Source organism: Sulfitobacter sp. 1A13353, from assembly GCF_043557255.1.
Classification (GTDB): Bacteria; Pseudomonadota; Alphaproteobacteria; order Rhodobacterales; family Rhodobacteraceae; genus Sulfitobacter; species Sulfitobacter faviae.
This window is the reverse complement of sequence record NZ_JBIFFS010000001.1, coordinates 1-20,955: the sequence shown is the minus strand read 5'-3', so window position 1 is coordinate 20,955 and position 20,955 is coordinate 1. Positions and strand designations below refer to the sequence as shown.

The 20,955-nt window shown below is 62.9% G+C and carries 19 protein-coding genes and 1 tRNA gene; 12 read left to right on the top strand and 8 right to left on the bottom strand.

The window, feature by feature from the left end:
• Positions 1 to 15 precede the first annotated feature (15 nt).
• From ACGYLO_RS00100 to ACGYLO_RS00070, 7 genes are all read left to right on the top strand, one after another.
• Positions 16 to 834: an ABC transporter ATP-binding protein gene (locus ACGYLO_RS00100; RefSeq protein WP_271689917.1), complete on the top strand. Its 819-nt coding sequence runs from the start codon at positions 16 to 18 to the stop codon at positions 832 to 834.
• A gap of 56 nt (positions 835 to 890) precedes the next feature.
• Positions 891 to 1,880, top strand: a complete 990-nt coding sequence (locus tag ACGYLO_RS00095) for a branched-chain amino acid ABC transporter permease (protein WP_271688894.1) — start codon at positions 891 to 893, stop codon at positions 1,878 to 1,880.
• 159 nt (positions 1,881 to 2,039) lie between these two features.
• On the top strand, positions 2,040 to 3,116 hold the full coding sequence (locus ACGYLO_RS00090; RefSeq protein ID WP_067267750.1) for a branched-chain amino acid ABC transporter permease: 1,077 nt from the start codon (positions 2,040 to 2,042) through the stop codon (positions 3,114 to 3,116).
• A gap of 82 nt (positions 3,117 to 3,198) precedes the next feature.
• Positions 3,199 to 4,479, top strand: a complete 1,281-nt coding sequence (locus ACGYLO_RS00085; RefSeq protein WP_271688895.1) for an ABC transporter substrate-binding protein — start codon at positions 3,199 to 3,201, stop codon at positions 4,477 to 4,479.
• A 67-nt stretch (positions 4,480 to 4,546) separates the two neighbouring features.
• The gene (locus tag ACGYLO_RS00080; protein WP_067267747.1) at positions 4,547 to 5,383 is read left to right on the top strand and encodes an ABC transporter ATP-binding protein; all 837 of its coding nucleotides are present in this window, start codon (positions 4,547 to 4,549) and stop codon (positions 5,381 to 5,383) included.
• Positions 5,384 to 5,477: 94 nt separating this feature from the next.
• Entirely contained in the window at positions 5,478 to 6,704 is a 1,227-nt protein-coding gene (locus ACGYLO_RS00075; RefSeq protein ID WP_271688896.1) for a phenylacetate--CoA ligase family protein, read from the top strand.
• Between the two features lie 165 nt (positions 6,705 to 6,869).
• Positions 6,870 to 8,429, top strand: coding sequence for an ABC transporter permease (locus ACGYLO_RS00070; RefSeq protein ID WP_394374328.1), 1,560 nt, complete (start codon positions 6,870 to 6,872; stop codon positions 8,427 to 8,429).
• Positions 8,430 to 8,876: 447 nt separating this feature from the next.
• Here ACGYLO_RS00070 and ACGYLO_RS00065 read toward each other — a convergent pair whose 3' ends face one another.
• The 4 genes from ACGYLO_RS00065 to ACGYLO_RS00050 form a co-directional block, all read right to left on the bottom strand.
• The gene (locus ACGYLO_RS00065; RefSeq protein WP_271688898.1) at positions 8,877 to 9,893 is read right to left on the bottom strand and encodes a Fe(3+) ABC transporter substrate-binding protein; all 1,017 of its coding nucleotides are present in this window, start codon (positions 9,891 to 9,893) and stop codon (positions 8,877 to 8,879) included.
• Positions 9,894 to 10,022: 129 nt separating this feature from the next.
• On the bottom strand, positions 10,023 to 10,898 hold the full coding sequence (gene yghU, locus ACGYLO_RS00060) for a glutathione-dependent disulfide-bond oxidoreductase (RefSeq protein WP_271688899.1): 876 nt from the start codon (positions 10,896 to 10,898) through the stop codon (positions 10,023 to 10,025).
• 126 nt (positions 10,899 to 11,024) lie between these two features.
• Positions 11,025 to 11,150, bottom strand: a complete 126-nt coding sequence (gene ykgO, locus ACGYLO_RS00055; protein ID WP_005850168.1) for a type B 50S ribosomal protein L36 — start codon at positions 11,148 to 11,150, stop codon at positions 11,025 to 11,027.
• A gap of 76 nt (positions 11,151 to 11,226) precedes the next feature.
• Positions 11,227 to 11,301: transfer RNA gene (locus tag ACGYLO_RS00050), tRNA-Val, on the bottom strand.
• A 145-nt stretch (positions 11,302 to 11,446) separates the two neighbouring features.
• Here ACGYLO_RS00050 and ACGYLO_RS00045 point away from each other — a divergent pair.
• Positions 11,447 to 12,307, top strand: a complete 861-nt coding sequence (locus ACGYLO_RS00045) for an N-formylglutamate amidohydrolase (RefSeq protein WP_209218410.1) — start codon at positions 11,447 to 11,449, stop codon at positions 12,305 to 12,307.
• Positions 12,308 to 12,309: 2 nt separating this feature from the next.
• On the opposite strand, the gene ACGYLO_RS00040 is transcribed toward ACGYLO_RS00045, so the two are convergent.
• Positions 12,310 to 13,563, bottom strand: a complete 1,254-nt coding sequence (locus ACGYLO_RS00040; protein ID WP_271688901.1) for a DNA polymerase IV — start codon at positions 13,561 to 13,563, stop codon at positions 12,310 to 12,312.
• Between the two features lie 60 nt (positions 13,564 to 13,623).
• Between ACGYLO_RS00040 and ACGYLO_RS00035 the strand changes: the two genes are divergently transcribed.
• On the top strand, positions 13,624 to 14,040 hold the full coding sequence (locus ACGYLO_RS00035; RefSeq protein WP_271688902.1) for an NUDIX hydrolase: 417 nt from the start codon (positions 13,624 to 13,626) through the stop codon (positions 14,038 to 14,040).
• Between the two features lie 181 nt (positions 14,041 to 14,221).
• Here ACGYLO_RS00035 and pyrF read toward each other — a convergent pair whose 3' ends face one another.
• Together pyrF and ACGYLO_RS00025 are read right to left on the bottom strand one after the other, a co-directional pair.
• On the bottom strand, positions 14,222 to 14,917 hold the full coding sequence (gene pyrF, locus ACGYLO_RS00030; protein WP_271688903.1) for an orotidine-5'-phosphate decarboxylase: 696 nt from the start codon (positions 14,915 to 14,917) through the stop codon (positions 14,222 to 14,224).
• Between the two features lie 244 nt (positions 14,918 to 15,161).
• Positions 15,162 to 15,476, bottom strand: coding sequence for an orotidine 5-phosphate decarboxylase (locus tag ACGYLO_RS00025; RefSeq protein WP_394376334.1), 315 nt, complete (start codon positions 15,474 to 15,476; stop codon positions 15,162 to 15,164).
• Positions 15,477 to 15,831: 355 nt separating this feature from the next.
• Here ACGYLO_RS00025 and clpB point away from each other — a divergent pair, with 355 nt between their 5' ends.
• Entirely contained in the window at positions 15,832 to 18,447 is a 2,616-nt protein-coding gene (gene clpB / locus ACGYLO_RS00020; protein WP_271688904.1) for an ATP-dependent chaperone ClpB, read from the top strand.
• A 74-nt stretch (positions 18,448 to 18,521) separates the two neighbouring features.
• Here the strand turns inward: clpB and ACGYLO_RS00015 are convergent, their stop codons facing one another.
• The gene (locus ACGYLO_RS00015) at positions 18,522 to 18,956 is read right to left on the bottom strand and encodes a DUF302 domain-containing protein (RefSeq protein ID WP_271688905.1); all 435 of its coding nucleotides are present in this window, start codon (positions 18,954 to 18,956) and stop codon (positions 18,522 to 18,524) included.
• A gap of 123 nt (positions 18,957 to 19,079) precedes the next feature.
• Here ACGYLO_RS00015 and msrP point away from each other — a divergent pair, with 123 nt between their 5' ends.
• The gene (gene msrP, locus ACGYLO_RS00010; RefSeq protein WP_271688907.1) at positions 19,080 to 19,985 is read left to right on the top strand and encodes a protein-methionine-sulfoxide reductase catalytic subunit MsrP; all 906 of its coding nucleotides are present in this window, start codon (positions 19,080 to 19,082) and stop codon (positions 19,983 to 19,985) included.
• Between the two features lie 64 nt (positions 19,986 to 20,049).
• The gene (gene msrQ, locus ACGYLO_RS00005; RefSeq protein ID WP_271688908.1) at positions 20,050 to 20,697 is read left to right on the top strand and encodes a protein-methionine-sulfoxide reductase heme-binding subunit MsrQ; all 648 of its coding nucleotides are present in this window, start codon (positions 20,050 to 20,052) and stop codon (positions 20,695 to 20,697) included.
• Positions 20,698 to 20,955: the final 258 nt, after the last annotated feature.

Below are 20,955 nucleotides of genomic sequence, written 5' to 3'. Positions count from 1 at the left end.
ATGGAAAGGGACAGCGTGAAAGATCAGGCTGACAGCTATGTCACCAACGACGGCCGCACCATCGGCCCGACGGTGATGGAGATGAAGAACATCACCCTGCGCTTCGGCGGTGTGGAGGCGATCAAGGATATTTCCTTCGACATCCGCGAGGGCGAGATCCGCGCGATCATCGGGCCGAACGGGGCGGGCAAGTCCTCGATGCTGAACGTGATCAGCGGCTTCTATGTCCCGCAGGAGGGGGAGGTCTGGTACAAGGGCGCCAAGCGGCCCCCGATGAAACCCTATCAGGTGGCCCAGCAGGGCATCGCCCGGACCTTCCAGAACATCGCGCTTTTCGAAGGCATGTCGGTGCTCGACAACGTGATGACGGGGCGTCTGACGCAGATGAAAACCGGGATGCTGGCGCAATCCTTCTGGAAAGGCGCAGCGGAGCGTGAAGAGATTGAGAACCGCGAGATCGCCGAGAAGGTCATCGACTTTCTGGAAATTCAGGCGATCCGCAAGACGCCCGTGGCGCGTCTGCCTTACGGTTTGAAGAAACGCGTTGAATTGGCCCGCGCCTTGGCGGCCGAGCCGACGATCCTGCTGCTGGACGAGCCGATGGCGGGCATGAACGTCGAAGAGAAAGAGGACATGAGCCGCTTCATCCTCGACGTGAACGACGAGTTCGGCACCACCATCGCGCTGATCGAACACGACATGGGCGTGGTCATGGATCTGTCCGACCGCGTGGTCGTGATGGATTACGGCCGCAAGATCGGCGACGGCTCGCCCGACGAGGTGCGCAACAACCAAGAGGTGATCGACGCCTATCTGGGGGTGGCCCATGACTGAGCGCTGCACGATCACCCGCAACGACACTGCCGTTCTGACTTTGGGGAGGGCCAATGATGCCTGAGCAACTGGCGTTTACGATCGAGGTCTTTCTCAACGGGCTGATGGCCGGGGTGCTCTATGCGCTCGTGGCGCTTGGCTTCGTGCTGATCTACAAGGCTTCGGGCATCTTCAACTACGCGCAAGGCGTCATGGCGCTTTTTGCCGCGCTGACGCTGGTGGGGATCATGGAAGGGCAGGTGCCTTTCGGCCATCTGATCAACGCGATCCTTGGCACCGAGGTGCATCACTTCGGCTGGCACATTCCGGCGTTCCTTGCCATCGTGCTGACCATGGTCGTGATGATCGTGCTGGCCTATTGCGTGCAGCGCTTCGTCTTCCGCTACCTCGTGGGGCAGGAGCCGATCATCCTTTTCATGGCGACCATCGGTCTGGCCTATTTCCTCGAAGGGGTCGGCGACCTGATGTGGGGGTCCGAGATCAAGACGCTCGACGTCGGCCTGCCGCAGGGCATTAACGTCTGGATCGACGAATTCACCTATAACGCCACCGGCTACGGCTTTTTCATCGACAACCTCGATATCGTGGCCTCCATCGTCGCGGCGGTGCTCGTGATCGGGCTGGTGATGTTTGCGCAATACACCAAACAAGGCCGCGCCATGCGTGCCGTGGCGGATGACCATCAGGCCGCGCTTTCGGTCGGTGTCTCGCTGAACTTCATCTGGATCCTCGTCTGGTCGCTCGCGGGTTTCGTGGCGCTGGTCGCGGGGATCATGTGGGGTGCCAAGTCGGGGGTGCAGTTCTCGCTCTCGCTCATCGCGCTGAAGGCGCTGCCGGTGCTGATGCTGGGCGGCTTCACCTCGATCCCCGGCGCCATCGTCGGCGGTCTGATCATCGGCGTGGGCGAGAAGCTCTTCGAGTTCCTGATCGGCGCCCCCTTCCTTGGCGGCGCGACCGAGAACTGGTTCGCTTACATGCTGGCGCTGGTCTTTCTTGTCTTCCGCCCGCAGGGCCTCTTCGGGGAGAAGATCATTGAACGGGTTTGATACAGGCTACCCGGAAACTGTCCGGGGGACAGTTTCGCCTGTTCAAAGGGCGAAGCCCCGGGTTGATAACGGCTTGGTGCGCGGCGCGCGCGCACCCTATGGCACGGCATTGCAGGCAAGCGCAGTGCAAATGACTACCGCAGAAGGGAAAGCAGTCTAATGTTCTATCGTGAAGCGGGCGATTTCAACACATCCTACGCCCAGGACCAGCAGACCTTCCCGATCCGGTTCGACCGGTACCGCTACTATCTGGTGCTGTTCATCGCGGTCTTCGTCGTGCCCTTCGTGGTCAACGACTACTGGGTGAACTCGCTGTTCCTGCCCTTCCTGATCTACGCCATCGCGGCGATCGGGCTGAACATCCTCGTGGGTTATTGCGGGCAGGTGAGCCTTGGCACCGGGGGCTTCATGGCGGTGGGGGCTTACGCCTGTTACAAGCTGATGACGGCCATGCCCGAGGTCAGCATGTTCATCCACATCCTGCTGGCGGGCGGCATCACCGCCGCTGTGGGCGCGCTCTTCGGTCTGCCGAGCTTGCGGATCAAGGGCTTTTACCTCGCCGTGGCGACGCTGGCGGCGCAGTTCTTCCTCGTGTGGCTCTTCAACCGGGTGCCGTGGTTCTACAACTACTCCGCCTCCGGCCAAATCAGCGCGCCCGAGCGGGACACCTTCGGCATCCTGATCACCGGCCCCAATACCGAAGCCTGGGCGACCTACATGTTCTGCCTGATCTTCACCGTGGGCTCGGCGCTGGTGGCGCGCAACCTGACGCGCGGCTCGGTGGGCCGTAAGTGGATGGCGATCCGCGACATGGACATCGCCGCCGAGATCATCGGGGTGAACCCGCTGCGCGCCAAGCTCACGGCCTTCGCGGTCAGCTCCTTCTTCATCGGCATCTCCGGCGCGCTCTTCTTCTCGATCTATCTGGGCGCGGTCGAAGTGGGCGAAGCCTTTGGTATCAACAAATCGTTCCTCGTGCTCTTCATGATCATCATCGGCGGCTTGGGCAGCATCTTTGGCAGCTTCGCCGGGGCGGCGTTCCTTGTACTGTTGCCTGTCTTGCTCAAGATCGTCGGCGTGGACTGGCTGGGCTGGCCCACGGATATCGTGGCGCACCTGCAGTTGGTGATCGTGGGCGGGCTGATCGTGGTCTTCCTGATCGCAGAGCCGCACGGGCTGGCGCAGCTGTGGCGCGTGGCCAAGGAGAAATTGAGATTGTGGCCCTTCCCGCACTAAGCGGGAGCCATGAAAAGCGAGGCCGGAGGGAGGAAACCCGGCCCAAACACCCAAGTCGGACAATCCAAGGGAGGAAACACCGATGAAATACAAACTGGGAACACTGGCCGTAGCTGGCCTGATGGCCGCAAGCCCCGTGATGGCGGACCTTGTCTTTCCGTCGCTGAGCTATCGCACCGGGCCCTATGCCGCGGGCGGCATCCCCTTCGCCGACGGCTATGCCGATTACTTCACCCTGCTCAATGAGCGTGACGGCGGCATCGGTGGCGAGCCTATCCGCGTCCCGGAATGCGAGACCGCCTATAACACCGAGAAGGGCGTGGAATGCTACGAATCCACCAAGGGTGAAGGCGCGTTGGTGTACCAGCCGCTCTCGACCGGCATCACCTACCAGTTGATCCCCAAGGTCACCGCCGATGACATCTCGATGCTGACCTCCGGTTTGGGCCGTACCTCGGCCAAGAACGGCAATGTCTTCAGCCATGTCTTCAACTTCCCGGCCAACTATTGGGATGGCGCTTCGGTCGCGGTAAAGCACATCATGGAGCAGGAGGGCGGCAGCCTTGAGGGCAAGAAGATCGCGCTGGTCTATCACAACTCCGCCTATGGCAAGGAGCCGATCCGCACCCTGCAGGAACTGAGCAAGAAACATGGTTTCGAGCTGAAGGAAGTGCCCGTTGACCACCCCGGTCAGGAGCAGAAATCACAGTGGCTGCAAATCCGCCGTGACAAGCCCGACTATGTGATCATGTACGGCTGGGGCGTGATGAACCAAGTTGCCGTTCAGGAAGCCGCCAACATCCGCTTTCCGATGGACAAGTTCATCGGCATCTGGTGGTCCGGCTCCGAGAACGACGTGCTGGCCGCGGGCGCCAAGGCCGATGGCTACAAGGCGCTGACCTTCCACAACGTCGGTTCCGATTACCCGCTCTATGACGACCTTCAGGAATACGTTGTCGACGCGGGCAAAGCCGCGGGCGCAGGCGATCAGGTCGGCTCCGTTCTGTACAACCGTGGCATCTACGCCGCGATGCTGGTGGCCGAGGCCGCGCGCACCGCGCAGGAAATCCACGGCGTGACCGACATCACCAGCGGCCAGATGCGCGACGGTATGGAGCAGCTTGAGATCACCGAAGAGAAGATGGCGGCGCTTGGCCTGCCGGACTTCGGCCCCGAGTTCAGCGTCTCTTGCGAGAACCACGGCGGCGAAGGTTTCGTGGCCGTGACGCAGTGGGATGCCGAGGCCAAGGAGTGGAACCTCGTCTCGGACTTCATGCAGTCGGATCAGGACGTGATCCAGCCGCTGATCGATGCCGACAGCTCGGCCTATGCCGAGGAAAACGCCATCGAGGGCAACTGCTAAGAACCCTGCTCCCGGCCACCTTGCGGGTGGCCGGGGACACCTTCGAACCCCAAGAAAGGTCATGCCCATGCTGGATGCCGCCAACACCAATGACGTCGCAGTCGACAACCTGCTCGAGGTCAACAATATCGAGGTGATCTACAACCACGTCATCCTCGTGCTGAAGGGCGTCAGCCTGAACGTGCCCAAGGGCGGCATCACCGCGCTTCTGGGCGGCAATGGCGCGGGCAAGACGACGACGCTCAAGGCGATCTCGGGTCTGCTGGCCTCGGAACGTGGCGAGGTCACCAAGGGCTCGATCAAGTACCGCGGCGGCGCGATCCAGCATCAAGACCCCGCCGAGATCGTGAAACAGGGGGTCGTGCAGGTCATGGAAGGCCGGCACTGTTTTGAACACCTCACCATCGAGGAAAACCTGCTCACTGGCGCCTACACGCGCAGCGACGGCAATGCCGCGATCCAGCAGGACCTTGAGATGGTCTATAATTATTTCCCCCGTCTGAAGGAGCGCCGCCGATCTCAGGCGGGCTATACCTCGGGCGGCGAGCAGCAGATGTGCGCCATCGGCCGCGCGCTCATGTCCCGCCCCGAGACGATCCTTCTGGACGAGCCGTCGATGGGTCTGGCCCCGCAGCTGGTGGAGCAGATCTTCGAGATCGTGAAATCGGTGAACGAACAGGAGGGGGTGACCTTCCTTCTGGCCGAGCAGAACACCAACGTGGCCCTGCGTTTCGCGCATTACGGCTACATCCTCGAATCGGGGCGCGTGGTGATGGACGGTCCCGCCAAGGACCTGCGCGAGAACCAGGACGTGAAGGAATTCTACCTCGGCATGTCCGACGAAGGCCGCAAGAGCTTCCGCGACGTGCGCAGCTACCGCCGCCGCAAGCGCTGGCTCAGCTAAGCCGGCTTCGCCCGGCCCCGAAGGAAAGACCCAAGAGAAGACCAGAGCGGGCCTATGCCCTCTCCAGTGATGCTATAGCAGGAAAGTGACAGGGATGCTGACCAAGCCCCATTTCGACGATCTGGAAACCCGCAGTGCCGACCAACGGGCGGCCGATCTGGCGCAGGCCTTGCCGCAGCAGATCGCCCGCGCGCAGGGTTTGCCGGGCTATGGCGACACGCTGAAGGATGTGGATGCCACGCAGATCACCTCGGCCGAGGCGCTCGCCGACCTGCCGGTGCTGCGAAAGTCTGAGCTCGGCAAGGCGCAGGCCGGCCAGCCGCCCTTCGGTGGCTTCACCACCAAGCCGGTGCATGACTTCTCCCATGTCTTCCAATCCCCCGGCCCGATTTATGAGCCGTCGAGCAACGATCCCGACTGGTGGCGAATGGGGCGGTTCCTGCATGCTGCCGGGATCGGCGCGGGCGACGTGGTGCACAATTGCTTTGGCTACCACCTGACTCCCGCGGGCATGATCTTCGAAAGCGGCGCGCGCGCCGTGGGGGCCACCGTGCTGCCTGCCGGGACCGGCCAGACCGAGCTTCAGGTCACCGCGGCGCGCGACGTGGGCTCCACCGCCTATGCCGGCACGCCGGATTACCTGAAGGTGATTCTTGAGAAGGCCGATGCCATGGGGGTGAAGCTGAACATCACCAAGGCGGCGGTCGGCGGCGGGGCGCTGTTCCCGAGCCTGCGCGCCTTTTATCAGGAGCGCGGCATCACCTGCCTGCAATCCTATGCCACGGCGGATCTGGGCAATATCGCCTATGAAAGCCCCGCGATGGAGGGGCTTATCGTCGACGAGCAGGTCATCGTCGAGATCGTCACCCCCGGCACCGGAATCCCGGTGGCCCCGGGCGAGGTCGGCGAGGTCGTGGTCACCACGCTCAACCCCGACTACCCGCTCATCCGCTTCGCCACTGGCGATCTCAGCGCCGTGCTGGAGGGTGAAAGCCCCTGTGGACGCACGAATATGCGCATCAAGGGCTGGATGGGCCGCGCCGACCAGACCACCAAGATCAAGGGCATGTTCGTCCGGCCCGAGCAGGTCGCCGCATTGGTCGCCCAGCACGACGAGATCGAGAAGGCCCGCGTCATCGCCAGCCGGGAAGGCGAGGCCGATGTCATGACGGTGCAGATCGAGACCGCCGGAGAGGACAAGGACGCCTATGCCCAATCCGTGGCCGATCTGCTCAAGCTCAAGGGGCGTGTCGAACTGGTTGCCCCCGGCAGCCTGCCGCGCGACGGGCTGGTGATCGAGGATACCCGCAGCTACGATTGAGGCGCGGCGTCGCGCCCTCTGGCATTTCCGAGTGAAATCGTCGAAATAGGGCGCATGACGCTGAACGCCGCCTCCACCGAGACGCCCCATCTGCGCCGCGCCCGCGACGGGCTGCGCGCCCTGTCGGCCGTCGCCCTGACCGTGGCCGTCTTCTGTGCGCTGCCGATGCTGGCGGTGCTGATCGCCGCCCTCAGCGGCGGGACGGAGACGGTGCAGCACCTGATCGACACGGTGCTGGGGCGCTACACGGTCACGACATTGCTCTTGGTGCTGCTGGTCTCTCTGGGCACCTTCGCCATCGGTGTGGGGGCCGCGTGGCTGGTCACGATGACGCGTTTTCCGGGGGCGAAACTTCTCGAAATCGCGCTGGTGCTGCCGCTGGCCTTCCCGGCCTATGTGCTGGCCTATGCCTATACCCATGTGCTGGACCATCCCGGCATCGTGCAGACCGTGCTGCGCGACGTCACCGGCTGGGGGCCGCGCGACTACTGGTTCCCCGAGATCCGCTCGCTCGGCGGGGCGGCGGCGATGCTGGTGCTGGTGCTCTATCCCTATGTTTATCTGCTGGCGCGCGCCGCCTTTCTGCAGCAGAGCGGGACGACCTTTCTGGCCGCCCGCGCGCTCGGCTCCAGCGCATGGGCCGCGTTTTTCAAGGTCAGCCTGCCGCTGGCCCGACCCGCGATTGCGGGCGGCGTGCTGCTGGCGGTGATGGAGACCATCGCCGATTTCGGCACCGTGGCCTATTTCGGCGTGCAGACCTTCGCCACCGGCATCTACACCAGCTGGTTTTCGATGTTCGACCGCGCCGCGGCGGCGCAACTGGCGCTCTGCCTGCTGAGTTTCGCCCTGCTGCTGGCGATGCTGGAGCGCGCACAGCGTGGCAAGGCCAAGTATCACGACCCCGCGCGCCGGACCCAGTCCGCGCCGCCGGCCGAGTTGAAGGGCTGGCAGGCCGCGGCGGCGATCGTGCTTTGCGGGGTGCCGGTGCTCTTCGGGGCGGTGTTGCCGGTGGTGATCCTCGTGACCATGGGGCTCGACAGTGAGCAGAGCCTGTTCAGCCCGCGCTACCTCGGTTTCATGCGCAATTCGGTGACGCTTGCGGGGGTCGCGGCGGTGCTGACGGTGCTGGCGGCGATCAGCGTGGGGTTCTACCGGCGGCTGCGCCCGGGACGGGTCTCGCAGGGTGCGGCCTATGTGGCGCGGCTTGGCTACGCGGTGCCGGGCGGGGTGATCGCGGTGGGGCTGCTGGTGCCTTTCGCGGCCTTCGACAACGCGCTTGACGCTTGGATGCGCGAGACCTTCGACATTTCCACCGGGCTTCTGATCACCGGGTCGATCTGGTTGTTGGTGCTGGCCTATCTGGTGCGTTTTCTGGCCGCGGCGCTTGGCGCCTACGAGGGCGGGCAGTCCATGGTGCATGCTAATATGGACGCCGCTGCGCGCTCGCTGGGGCAGACGCCCCTGGGTACTTTGCGCCGGGTGCATCTGCCGATCCTCGCGCCGAGCCTGCTGACCGCGCTGCTGATCGTCTTCGTCGACGTGATGAAGGAATTGCCCGCGACGCTGATCATGCGGCCGTTCAACTATGACACTTTGGCCGTGCAGGCGTATCGGTTGGCGAGCGACGAGCGGCTCAATGGGGCGGCGGTGCCGAGCTTGGTGATCGTGGCAATGGGGCTGTTGCCGGTGATCCTGATCTGCCGACAGGTGGGGCGTCAGCGGTAGATTTCGAGGGCCAGCGCCTTCCCGTGGGGTGGCGATCCTAACGTGCCTTCGTGCCAATTTATGGTGCCGCCTTGGTGTGACTTAGATGACTTCCACCCAGCCTCACCAAATCGCCCCCCCGTCGCACCAGAGGTGCGCCGTTATTGATCGGCACGCCTTTGGCGTGACGGGACGGGCAGGCGATGGCCCGGCGCCTGCGGCTTGATTCCGGGCCGTCTGGCGATGAGGGCAGCGCCCTCCCTGGGGGGCGATGATCGGCCTGCTTTCTGCATTGTCATTGCCAAGGGCGCAGGCGCTGCGTCATGGGCCAGCGTTGCAAAATCGCCCTCCGGGGGGAGGGAGGGCGATGCCCGTGGTTCCCACGGGCGGGGCGCTAGATGCGGGCAGCGCAGCGCAACAAAAAAAGGCGGGCCCGAAAGCCCGCCTCCTGCGCGATTGCCGTGCTGATTATTCCCAGCCGACCGTGTTGAAGATCTTCTGCGCGGTGCCGATGTTCTCGGCCACGTCCGACAGGTTCACGTCGTCGGCCTTGAACTCACCCAGCTGTTTCACGCTGTCGGCCAGTTCCACGCCTTCCACGGTGGGGAATTCGTCGTTGCCCGCCGAGAAGTAGACCTGCGCCTGATCCGAGGCGAGATACTCAAGGAATTTCACCGCGTTCTCACGGTTCGGCGCGTTCTTGGCCACACCGCCGCCCGAGAGGTTCATATGCGCGCCGTTGCCTTCCTGATCCGGCCAGATCACGCCGATCTTGCCGATATCGGCGCTCACGCCATCGACATCGGTGCGGATCGCACGGGCGAAATAGTAGCTGTTGGAGACCGCGATGTCGCACTCACCGGAAACGATGCCGCGCAGCTGGTCGGTGTCACCGCCCTGCGGGGCGCGCGCCATGTTGTCGACCACGCCCTGCGCCCATTCGGTCGCGGCTTCTTCGCCCTCATGGGTCACGATGGAGGCCAGCAGGGTCTGGTTGTAGGTGTTGGTCGAGGACCGGATGCAGACCTGACCTTTGTACGCCGGATCGGCGAGGTCCATGTAGGTCTCGGGCGGGTTGTCCATCGTCTCTTTGTTGAAGAAGATGATCCGCGCACGCTGCGACAGGCCGAACCACTGGTTGTCGTCGTCTTGCAGGTTCGAGGGGATGCGCTCTTCCAGCGTCTCGCTCTCAACAGCTTGCAGCAGGCCCAAGTCCTTGGCGCGCTTCAGGCGGCTTGTGTCCACGGTCAGCAGGACGTCGGCGGGGGAGTTCGCGCCTTCGGCTTCCATACGGGCCAGCAGTTCGTCGGCCTTGCCTTCGATGCGGTTGATGGTGATGCCGGTCGCTTCGGTAAAGTCGGAGTAGAGCCGCTCATCGGTGTCGTAGTGACGCGAAGAGTAGAGGTTCAACTCGCCATCGGCCAGCGCAGGAAGGGCCAGCGCCATCAGCGCGGCGGCGGCAGTCGATGTTTTGCAGAAGGTCATATCAGGGTCCTGTTCCATTGGGATAACTTGACTGAAACAGTAAGAAACAGATTTCACCCCTTCCTGCAACCAATTCCGAGAGATTTGGTCGGAAAGCCCCCGGCCAAGCCGGGCCGGGGGGCTGCGTGGTCAGTCTTTGCTGCCGATCTTGTCTTGGGTCTTGGTGTCGAAATCGCTGGCGTCGTGACGCTCGTGCAATTGCATCGACAGGTCATCGCCGAAGGCGCGGTTGACCATCCGGCCCCGCGTCACGGCAGGGCGCGCGTCAATCGCCTCGGCCCAACGCATCACGTTCTTGTAAGAGGTCACATCGAGGAATTCCGCCGCGGAGTAGAGCCTGCCGAGAACCAACTGCCCATACCAGCTCCAGATCGCCATATCGGCGATGGAGTATTCATCGGCGAAATATTCGTGCTCGGCCAGATGTTTGTCCATCACGTCAAGCTGGCGCTTGGTCTCCATCGCGAAACGGTTGATGGGGTATTCGAACTTCTCGGGCGCATAGGCATAGAAATGGCCAAAACCACCGCCGAGGTAGGGCGCGCTGCCCATCTGCCAGAAGAGCCACGAGAGCGCTTCGGTCCGGCGGGCGGGGTCTTGGGGCAGGAAGGCGCCGAACTTCTCGGCGAGATAGAGCAGGATCGCCCCCGATTCGAAGACCCGCTGCGGCGTGTCGCCGGAACGGTCCAGCAGCGCGGGGATTTTCGAATTAGGGTTCACCTCGACAAAGCCGGAGCCGAACTGATCGCCCTCGGAAATATCGATCAACCACGCGTCATATTCCGCCGCTTTGTGGCCCGCCGCCAGCAGCTCTTCGAACATCACCGTGACTTTGACCCCGTTGGGCGTGGCGAGGGAGTAAAGCTGAAAGGGATGCTCTCCAACGGGCAGTTCCTTGTCATGGGTCGCACCAGCGATGGGCCGGTTGGTGCTGGCGAATTTGCCGCCGCTCTCTGATTCCCATTTCCAAACCTTGGGGGGCGTATATTCGGGGGTGTCCGACATGATGGTCTTCCTTGTTATTCAAGCCTGCCTTGAAGGTGGGGTTTTGCGCCGGGGTTGCAAGCAGATAGGCGCAACGAAAAAAGCCGCCCCCGAAGGAGCGGCCTTTAAATCGAATAGCTGCGAAGCTCAGCCCTGACGGGCTTTGAACCGGCGCTGCGTCTTGTTGATGACGTAAACGCGGCCTTTGCGACGCACAACACGGCAATCGCGATGCCGATTCTTGAGCGAGCGGAGCGAATTGCGAACCTTCATGGTCGTCTCCTCATGTCGTGGCGCGGGCCAGCGCCTGGGTTGCGGGCAACCCGCCAAGGGCGGGTCGATGAATAAATGGTGGGCGATACTGGGATCGAACCAGTGACCCCTTCGATGTCAACGAAGTGCTCTACCGCTGAGCTAATCACCCACTTTTCAGCGTTTCCGTATCGGCCCCAAAACTAAATGGGGCGCGAAATTTCGCGCCGTTGGGGTCCTATAAAAGGAGTCGGCGGCGGGATCAAGGGCTTTTGGCGCGGAATAAACACGCTATGTTCGACTTAGAGGAATTTATTATGCCGATGACCGCTTACGAAGTACTGCATCCGGACCGAAACCGCTCTTGCGTGGTTTTTGCATCGCCCCATTCGGGGCGGGATTATGCGGCGTCTTTCCTGCGGCGGTCGGTTTTGGACGAACATGCGATCCGTTCGTCCGAAGATGCCTTTGTTGATCTCTTGTTCGACTGCGCACCGCTGCATGGCGCTTCTTTTATCAAAGCCGGGGCCCCGCGGGCCTATATCGACCTCAATCGCGCGCCGGAGGAGTTGGATCCGTCGGTCATCGAAGGCATTCCGCGGCAGGGGCATAACCCGCGCGTGGCCTCGGGGCTGGGGGTGATTCCCCGCGTGGTGGCCAATGGCCGGGCGATTTATCGCGGCAAACTGACCCAAGAAGAGGCGCAGTTGCGAATCGACAGCTACTGGCGGCCCTATCACGCGAAATTGCAGGAGTTGCTGAGCGGGGCGCATCGCCGCCATGGCCAAGCGGTGCTGGTCGATTGCCATTCCATGCCGCATGAGGCGATGGACGGCGTGGCGCGCGGTGGGATGCGGCGGCCCGATGTCGTGCTGGGGGATCGTTTTGGCGCGGCAGCGGGGGGCGAGGTGGTCGACCGGATCGAAGCGGCCTTCGTCGACGCGGGGTTCGTGGTGACGCGCAATTCGCCCTTCGCGGGGGCCTATATCACCCAAGCCTATGGCCGCCCGTCCCGGGGGCAGCATGCGGTGCAGGTGGAAATCGACCGCGCGCTTTACATGAACGAGCGGTTGATTCGCCCCAATGGCGCTTTCGAGGCGGTACAGGCGGCGTTGCAACGCGTCGTGGCCGAGGTGGCGCAGATCGGGCAGGAGCGGCTTCCGCTTGCCGCGGAGTAGGCTCAGCGCAGCGCGCGGCCTTTGACGATGGCTTTTTCACCAAAACGGCTACGGATGCTATCGGCGGCGCGTTCCGCGCGGCTGCGTTGTGCTGCACCGGGGTCGAGCAGATCGCCCGCCATATCCGCCCCTTCCGCACCCGAAAGATCGGATAGGCCCACGCCGATGAGCCGGTACGCGCTTTGGTGGTCGACCTGATCAAAAAGCGCGCGGGCGGTGCGGTAAATCCGGTCGGCCAATTGGGTCGGATCATGCAGCGAGAGGCGGCGCGACAGCACGGTATGATCGGCGCGTTTGAGCTTGAGCGTCACCACCCGGCCCGCCATCTCTTTCGCCTTGGCGCGGTCCGCCACCTTTTCCGCCAAACGCCAGATATGGCCGTCCAGAATCTCCGCGTCGCCCGTATCGTCGGAGAATGTCGTTTCATTACTGATCGACTTCACCGGGCGGTGGCGCGAGACGCGGCGGGTGTCTTGGCCCCGTGCCAGATGCCACAGCCGGTCCCCCATGCTGCCAAAGCGCGCGATGAGATCGGTCTGTTCCCACCGCAGGAGATCGGAAAAGCTGCGGATGCCGGCCTTCTCCAGTGCAGTCTGGGTGGCGGCACCGACGCCCCAGATCATGCCCACGGGTTTGTCGCGCAGAAAGTCCGCCGTTTCCCCCGCGCCGATGACAGAGAACCCATGCGGCTTGTCGAGGTCCGAGGCGACCTTGGCCAGAAACTTGTTGTGGCTCAGCCCGATGGAGCCGGTCAGCCCCAGTTCGGTTTTCATCCGCCGCACCAGCCGCGCCAGCATCATCGCCGGGGGCTGGCCGTGCAGCCGCGCGGTGCCGGTCATGTCGAGAAAGGCTTCGTCCAGCGACAGCGGCTCGATGGCCGGGGTCATCTCTTCCATCATGGCGCGGATCGCACGGGAGGCTTCGACATAGACCTCCATCCGCGGCTTGATGATCACCGCTTCGGGGCAGAGCTTGAGCGCCTGAAACATCGGCATGGCCGAGCGCACGCCGCGAATGCGCGCGACATAGCAAGCGGTCGACACGACCCCGCGCCGTCCCCCGCCGATGATGACGGGTTTGCCCGCGAGTTCGGGATTGTCGCGTTTTTCGACCGAAGCATAGAAGGCGTCGCAATCCATATGGGCGATGGAGAGGTCAAAGAGTTCCGGGTGGGACAGCACGCGCGGGCTGCCGCAGCGCGGACAGCGCCGCGACGGCGGGATTTCAGACAGACAATCGCGACAGAGGGTAGCCATGGGTACACCGGGAGGGCAGGGTTCGGGCGACGATTCTAACCAGATCGCGAGGGATTGAACATGGTCTTTGATGGCGCCAAGCTCGCGCTCTACCTTGGGGACAAGCTGGCCGTGATCCTGCGCGATGACACGCCGGGGCTGCTCTTTGCCGATCACTGGGATTTGCCCGGCGGGGGCCGCGAGGGGGATGAGACCCCGTTGGCCTGCGCGTTGCGTGAATGCCGCGAAGAATTGGGGATCGTGGTGCCTGAAGGTGCCGTGATCTGGGAAGGCAGCTTTGACGAGGGCGGGCGGATCAAATGGTTCTTCGTCGCGCGCTTGCCTGCCGAGGCAGAGGCCCAGATCGTTTTTGGCGACGAGGGGCAGCGCTGGCGCTTGATGACCGTGGCGGAGTTTCTCAACCATCCCCGCGCGGTGCCCGCCTTTCAGGACCGCTTGCGGGTCTATCTTGCGGACACGAAGGTTTCGGGCAAATAAAGGCCCCCCGCCTGCGTGAGCGGGGGGAGGTGACGAACATCAGGAAGAACCAGTTCGTCGGGGAGTATCACCTGGGTTCAACATAACATATGGGGCCGTTTTCGCCTAACGTTGATGAAAGCGCTCGCGCGCATGTTAGCGCGCTGTGGTCGATTTGCTACAGGCGGGGGCGAGCCCGTTGTTAACCTTCGGAAATTTCTTGGAGCACGGCGCGGGCGGCGGCGGCGGGGTCTTCAGCCTGCCAGATCGGGCGGCCTACCACGATGTGATCGGCCCCGTCCGTGATGGCCTGCCACGGAGTGGCGACGCGTTTCTGGTCGCCCAATGCGGCCCCTTGGGGGCGCACGCCGGGGGTGACGATCAGTTTGCCGCCCGCTTCGGGCAGGGCGCGGATCGCGGCGGCTTCTTGGGGGGAGGCGATGACCCCATCCGCGCCCGCGTCCAGCGCCCGGCCCGCCCGGGTCAGCACCAGATCACCCAGATCGCCCGGCTGGATGAGCGCGGCGTCAAGATCGGCACGGTCCAGTGAGGTGAGGATGGTGACGGCGAGGATTTTCATATCGGTGCCCGCGGCCCCCTGTTTGGCCGCGGCCACCACATGCGGGTCGCCGTGGACGGTCAGGAAATCCAGATCGAACTGCGCAAGGCCCCGCACCGCCGCCTCGACGGTGGCGCCGATGTCGAAAAGTTTCATATCAAGGAAGATGCGCTTGCCATGCTCTTGCTTCAGCTCATTGGCCAAGGCCAAGCCGCCGCCGGTCAGCATCCCCAGACCGATTTTGTAAAAGCCCACGGCATCACCGAGCTTTTCGGCCAGTTCCAGCCCCGCGACCGCATGGGGAACATCAAGGGCGACAATCAGACGGTCATCAGACATGCGAGGGCTCCTGCCAAATTTCAAACCGCTTTGACCTACGCCGCGGCGCGGGGCAAGTCCATCATTCATGCGGGGAGGGCGCAAAAAAGAGGCCCGAACGCCGCTGAGCGGGTCCGGGCCAAGTGATCAGAGACTTAGCAGGCAGGCACTGGTCTCTGGTTTGCGGAACGCCACATCGGGACAGATGAGGTGGCGGCAGGTCCGCGGGCAGCCGCGCGGCAGGCAGGCGCCGCGCGGAAGGGGGTCAAGCCGCGTCGCGACCGGGGAGGTGCATGACCTCTTCCAGCCAACGCAGTGGGTCGAAGCTGCGGCGTCCGGCCCGCTGTGCGGGGACGTGGCGCAGAACTTCGGAACTCAGGCCACGCTTTTGTGCGTGGCGACGAAGCGCCTGACGGGACAGCCCGTCGGCGGCATCGTGGTATGACATGGTGATCGGGGCATCAATGGCGCAGGCGTAACGGCGCAGCTGCTCCCCGTCTTGGACGGTCACCAGCGCTTCGAAACACTGAGTGGCCGCATTAAAGGTGACATCTGTCAACTGGATCGGGCGCGTCTGCATCGTTTCACCTCTTGCGTTCTTCTGAACCTTGGCAGGCTGCTTTGTCCTGCTCTCCTCTGCTGGGTAAACGCGAGAGGTGGCAAAATGGTTTCATTATGGTTACAGCTTCTGTGGATAAAGGTTAACAATGTATTTATATCAGTAACATAGGGATGTATTTTATGTCTCAAAGTTGCCGTATTTTTGCCTTATTGGCTGATTTTTTCCTATTGGCGGCGCCGCTCTCGGCGGTATTTTGCATCTGGATGGTCTTGAACCGGCAACACCGCTTCCCAAATTGATACCGAGGCTCAGACCGCCGCGTGCCACATATCGGGCGCGGCATTTTGGAGCGCTTGTAGAAAAGGAGATACCCATGGACTTGAGCAAGTTCACGGAAAGATCGCGCGGCTTCATTCAGGCGGCGCAAACCATTGCAACACGGGAAAGCCACCAACGGTTGGCCCCGGAACATGTCCTCAAGGCACTGTTGGACGACGACCAAGGACTTGCGCGGAATCTGATCGCCGCGTCGGGCGGCGACGGTGCGCGCGTGGTGCAGGCGCTTGACCTGGCGCTTGGCAAGATCCCTAAAGTCACCGGCGATGCAGGGCAGGTCTATCTGGACGGCACCACCGCCAAGGTGCTGGCCGAGGCCGAAGCGATTGCCAAGAAAGCAGGCGATAGTTTCGTCACTGTCGAGCGCATTCTGACCGCGCTTTGCATGGTGAAATCCGGCGCAAAGACGGCGCTGGAAGCGGGGCAGGTGACCGCCCAAGGGCTTAATGCCGCCATCAATGATGTGCGCAAGGGCCGCAAGGCCGACAGCGCCACTGCCGAAGACAACTATGAGGCGCTGGAGAAGTACAGCCTCGACCTGACCGCGCGGGCCGAAGAGGGCAAGATCGACCCGATCATTGGCCGGGACGAAGAGATCCGCCGCGCCATGCAGGTGCTGAGCCGCCGCACCAAGAACAACCCAGTGCTGATCGGCGAGCCCGGCGTCGGTAAGACCGCTATCGCCGAAGGATTGGCGCTGCGCATCGTGCATGGTGACGTGCCTGAATCCCTGCGCAACAAGCGTCTGCTCGCGCTCGACATGGGGGCGCTGATCGCCGGCGCGAAATACCGTGGTGAGTTCGAAGAGCGTTTGAAAGCCGTGCTGACCGAGGTGACCGAAGCCGCGGGCGAGGTGATCCTCTTCATCGACGAGATGCACACGCTGGTCGGTGCCGGTAAGGCCGATGGCGCGATGGATGCGTCGAACTTGCTGAAGCCTGCGCTGGCGCGGGGGGAATTGCACTGTGTCGGTGCCACCACCCTCGAAGAGTACCGCAAATATGTTGAGAAGGACGCAGCACTTGCGCGGCGGTTCCAGCCGGTGATCGTGCAGGAGCCGACGGTGGAAGACACCGTCTCGATCCTGCGCGGCATTAAAGAGAAGTATGAGCTGCACCACGGCGTGCGCATCAGCGACACCGCGCTGGTCGCGGCGGCGACGCTGAGCCATCGCTATATCACCGACCGTTTCCTGCCCGACAAGGCGATTGACCTGATGGACGAGGCGGCAAGCCGCCTGCGGATGGAGGTCGACAGCAAGCCTGAAGAACTGGATGCGCTGGACCGTCAGATCCTGCAGCTTCAGATCGAGGCGGAGGCGCTGAAGAAGGAAGACGATGCCGCGTCCAAGGATCGGCTGGAGGCTTTGCAAAAAGACCTCAGCGATCTGCAAGACCGCAGCGCCGAGATGACGGCGCAGTGGCAGGCCGAGCGTGACAAGCTCGCCGGGGCGCGTGACATCAAGGAGAAGCTCGACCAGGCGCGGGCCGAACTCGACATCGCGAAACGCGAAGGCAACCTCGCGCGTGCGGGCGAGCTATCTTATGGCGTGATCCCGCAGTTGGAACGCGACCTTGAAACCGCCGAAGGCCGTGAGGATGACATGATGGTCGAAGAGGCCGTGCGCCCGGACCAGATCGCCTCCGTCGTCGAGCGTTGGACAGGCATCCCGGCGGGCAAGATGCTCGAAGGTGAGCGCGACAAGCTGCTGCGGATGGAAGAGCAGTTGCATGACCGCGTGATCGGGCAGAACGCCGCCGTGAAGGCCGTGGCCAATGCCGTGCGCCGCGCGCGTGCGGGGCTCAACGACGAGAACCGGCCTCTGGGCTCCTTCCTCTTCCTCGGGCCGACCGGTGTGGGCAAGACCGAACTGACCAAGGCCGTGGCCGAGTTCCTCTTTGACGACGACAATGCGATGGTGCGCATCGACATGTCGGAGTTCATGGAGAAACATGCCGTGGCCCGTCTGATCGGCGCGCCTCCGGGCTACGTCGGTTATGACGAAGGTGGTGTTCTGACCGAAGCGGTGCGGCGTCGGCCCTATCAGGTCGTGCTCTTCGATGAGGTCGAAAAGGCGCATCCCGATGTCTTCAACGTGCTCTTGCAGGTGCTCGACGATGGTGTGCTGACCGATGGTCAGGGCCGCACGGTAGACTTTAAACAGACGCTGATCGTGCTGACTTCCAACCTCGGGGCGCAGGCGCTGAGCCAACTGCCCGAGGGCGGCGATATGGCGGCGGCCAAGCGTGACGTGATGGATGCGGTCCGGGCGCACTTCCGGCCCGAATTCCTGAACCGTCTGGACGAGACGATCATCTTTGACCGTCTGGGCCGTGCGGATATGGACGGGATCGTCGATATCCAGATGGCGCGGCTGCTCAAGCGGCTTGCCGGGCGGAAGATCACACTCGATCTCGACGACGCCGCGCGAAAATGGCTGGCGGATGAGGGGTATGACCCGGTCTTCGGGGCGCGTCCTTTGAAGCGGGTGATCCAGCGTACTGTGCAGGACCCGCTAGCTGAGATGCTCTTGGCCGGGGATGTGAAGGATGGGGATACTGTCACCGTCCGCGCCGGGGCCGATGGCTTGATCATCGGCGATCAGGTGGCCGCGTCGAACCGGCCCAAGCCGGATGATGCTACGGTGCATTAAACGCCCAAAACATTGAGAAAGGCCGGGGTTTTCCCGGCCTTTTTGCTTGGACTAAAGCCCGCGAAAGGCGCCCATTATTCCCCGATCGCCTCTTTCACGATCTGGTCGAGCAGGCTCTGCACCTCTTGCATCGCGCCATCGGGAAAGGCGCGGTAGCCGATGGTCACCTCTTCACTCTCGGGCAGTTGCATGACGAATATGTCGTAGGGGCAAAAGCCGATGTTCATCACATCCGCCTCCATTACCTTGCGCGACAGCGCGGCCGAGCAAAAGCTGAACACCTCCGCGGCCTCGAACAGCACCACGTCCGACCCGACATCGGCGCGGGTGCGGTCGAGCATCTCACCGACATGGCTGACGTTCTCGGGGATGAGCCCTTGGTTCAGGATCGCGTTCTCCACCCCGAAGGTCACATCACCAAAGCTCTGGTCGGTGGTATAGGTGACCATCTCATCCGCTTGGGCGGCGCTGGCCCAAATCAGACCGGCGGCGAAAAGAAAACGGATCATGGCGGCACTCCTTTGAATAACGGCGCCTGACATTCCGGTGTGCTGGCTGAAATCCGGGCGAAAGGATTTGGTATGGCTTCCGGCGGGCGCTAACTTTGCATGAGTATAGTAGGGAGCGCTGAAATGGCCAATCGCTGGATCAATCGACTGACGGACCGTGACGTGACCGACGAGGCGCAATACCTCAACCGGCGGCAGATCATGGGCGGCGCGATGGCGGGGCTGGGTCTTGCCGGGCTGGGGCAGGGCGCCGCGGCCCAAGAGGGGCTGACCCCGAATGACTATGAAGACATCACCCAATACAACAATTACTACGAGTTCGGCACGGGCAAGGACGATCCCGCGAAATACGCAGGCGGGCTGACGACCGCCCCTTGGACCGTGACCATCGCGGGCATGGTCGACAAGCCGGGCGATTACGCTTTCGAGGATATCATGAAGGCGATGACCATCGAAGAGCGCATCTACCGGTTGCGCTGTGTCGAGGCGTGGTCGATGGTGGTGCCGTGGAATGGGTTCGAACTGGCCGATCTGCTCAATATGGCCGGGGTGCAATCCGGCGCGAAATACGTGGCCTTCGAGACCGCCTACCGCCCCGAAGAGATGCCGGGCCTGCGTTTCCCCGTGCTCGACTGGCCCTATGTCGAAGGGCTGCGGCTGGATGAGGCGATGCACCCGCTGACGATCATGGCCACCGGCATCTATGGCAAGGACATCCCGAACCAGAACGGCGCACCGCTGCGGTTGGTCGTGCCGTGGAAATACGGGTATAAATCCATCAAATCCGTGGTGCGCATCACGCTCACCGACACGCAGCCGCCCACCAGTTGGAACAAGGCTGCGCCGCGAGAATATGGTTTCTACAGCAATGTGAACCCCAAGGTCAGCCATCCGCGTTGGTCGCAGGCCGATGAGCGCCTCATCGGCGGCGGGCTCTTCGCACGGCGCCAGCCGACGCTGATGTTCAACGGCTACGAAGAAGAGGTGGCGTCGCTTTACGAGGGCATGGACCTGACGGCGAACTTCTGATGCCTGCCGCGATATATATGCCCCGTCCTTTCGTCCAAGCGCCTCAGTCTGGCGTGGCCGCAACATGACGCGCCTGACCGATGCCCTGAACCGGGCCGCCCGCCGCACCCCGGTCTGGGCAGTCTATCTCCTGCTGGCCCTGACCATCCCGTGGTTCTTTTACCAAGGACTCACCGGCGGGCTGGGGCGCGATCCGGTAAAGGGGCTCGAACACCTCTATGGTCTCTGGGCGCTGCGCCTGCTGATCGCCGGTCTGGCGATCAGCCCGCTGCGCCGGGTATTTGGGGTGAACCTGCTGCGCTTTCGCCGGGCGATCGGTGTCATGACCTTCGTCTATGCGCTCGCGCATCTGGCGGTCTGGGCGCTGCTCGACGTGCAGGGGCTGTCGCGCATCTGGGCGGATATTCTCAAACGGCCCTATATCACCATCGGCATGGCGGGGTTCCTCTGCCTTGTGCCGCTGGCGGCCACATCCAACAATTGGTCGCTGCGGAAGCTGGGGGCGCGTTGGCGCAAGCTCCACCGGCTGACCTATGTGGCAGCGCTCTTGGCAGCCCTACATTTCCTATGGCTGGCGAAAGGGTTTCAGCTAGAGCCGCTGGTCTATGCCGGCCTTGTCGCGGGGCTTTTGATCTATCGGCTGCCGTTAAGTGGCCTTTGGCAGAAAGGCCCGCGGGGATGGGCGACTCGGAAGGGGCAACAGAGGTCGTGATTCACGCGTCTGAAACGCGCGATTCCGGGCTGTGGCATGTGGATAACTGATGGCGTTAACATAACGGCGGCAGATCACGGGGGTTTAGGTTAACCTCTGCAGTGTCTCGCATGCCATAAATCACTGTTTTGAAGGGCTTTTATAAGGCTTTCACAAAAACTGCACAAAACTTCAAAAAACGGCTTGCGGCTTTGCCCCAGTAACCTTAGAACCCCCTCTACCGGCGGCGCTGAGACGCACCGCTGGGGCGCCAGACGG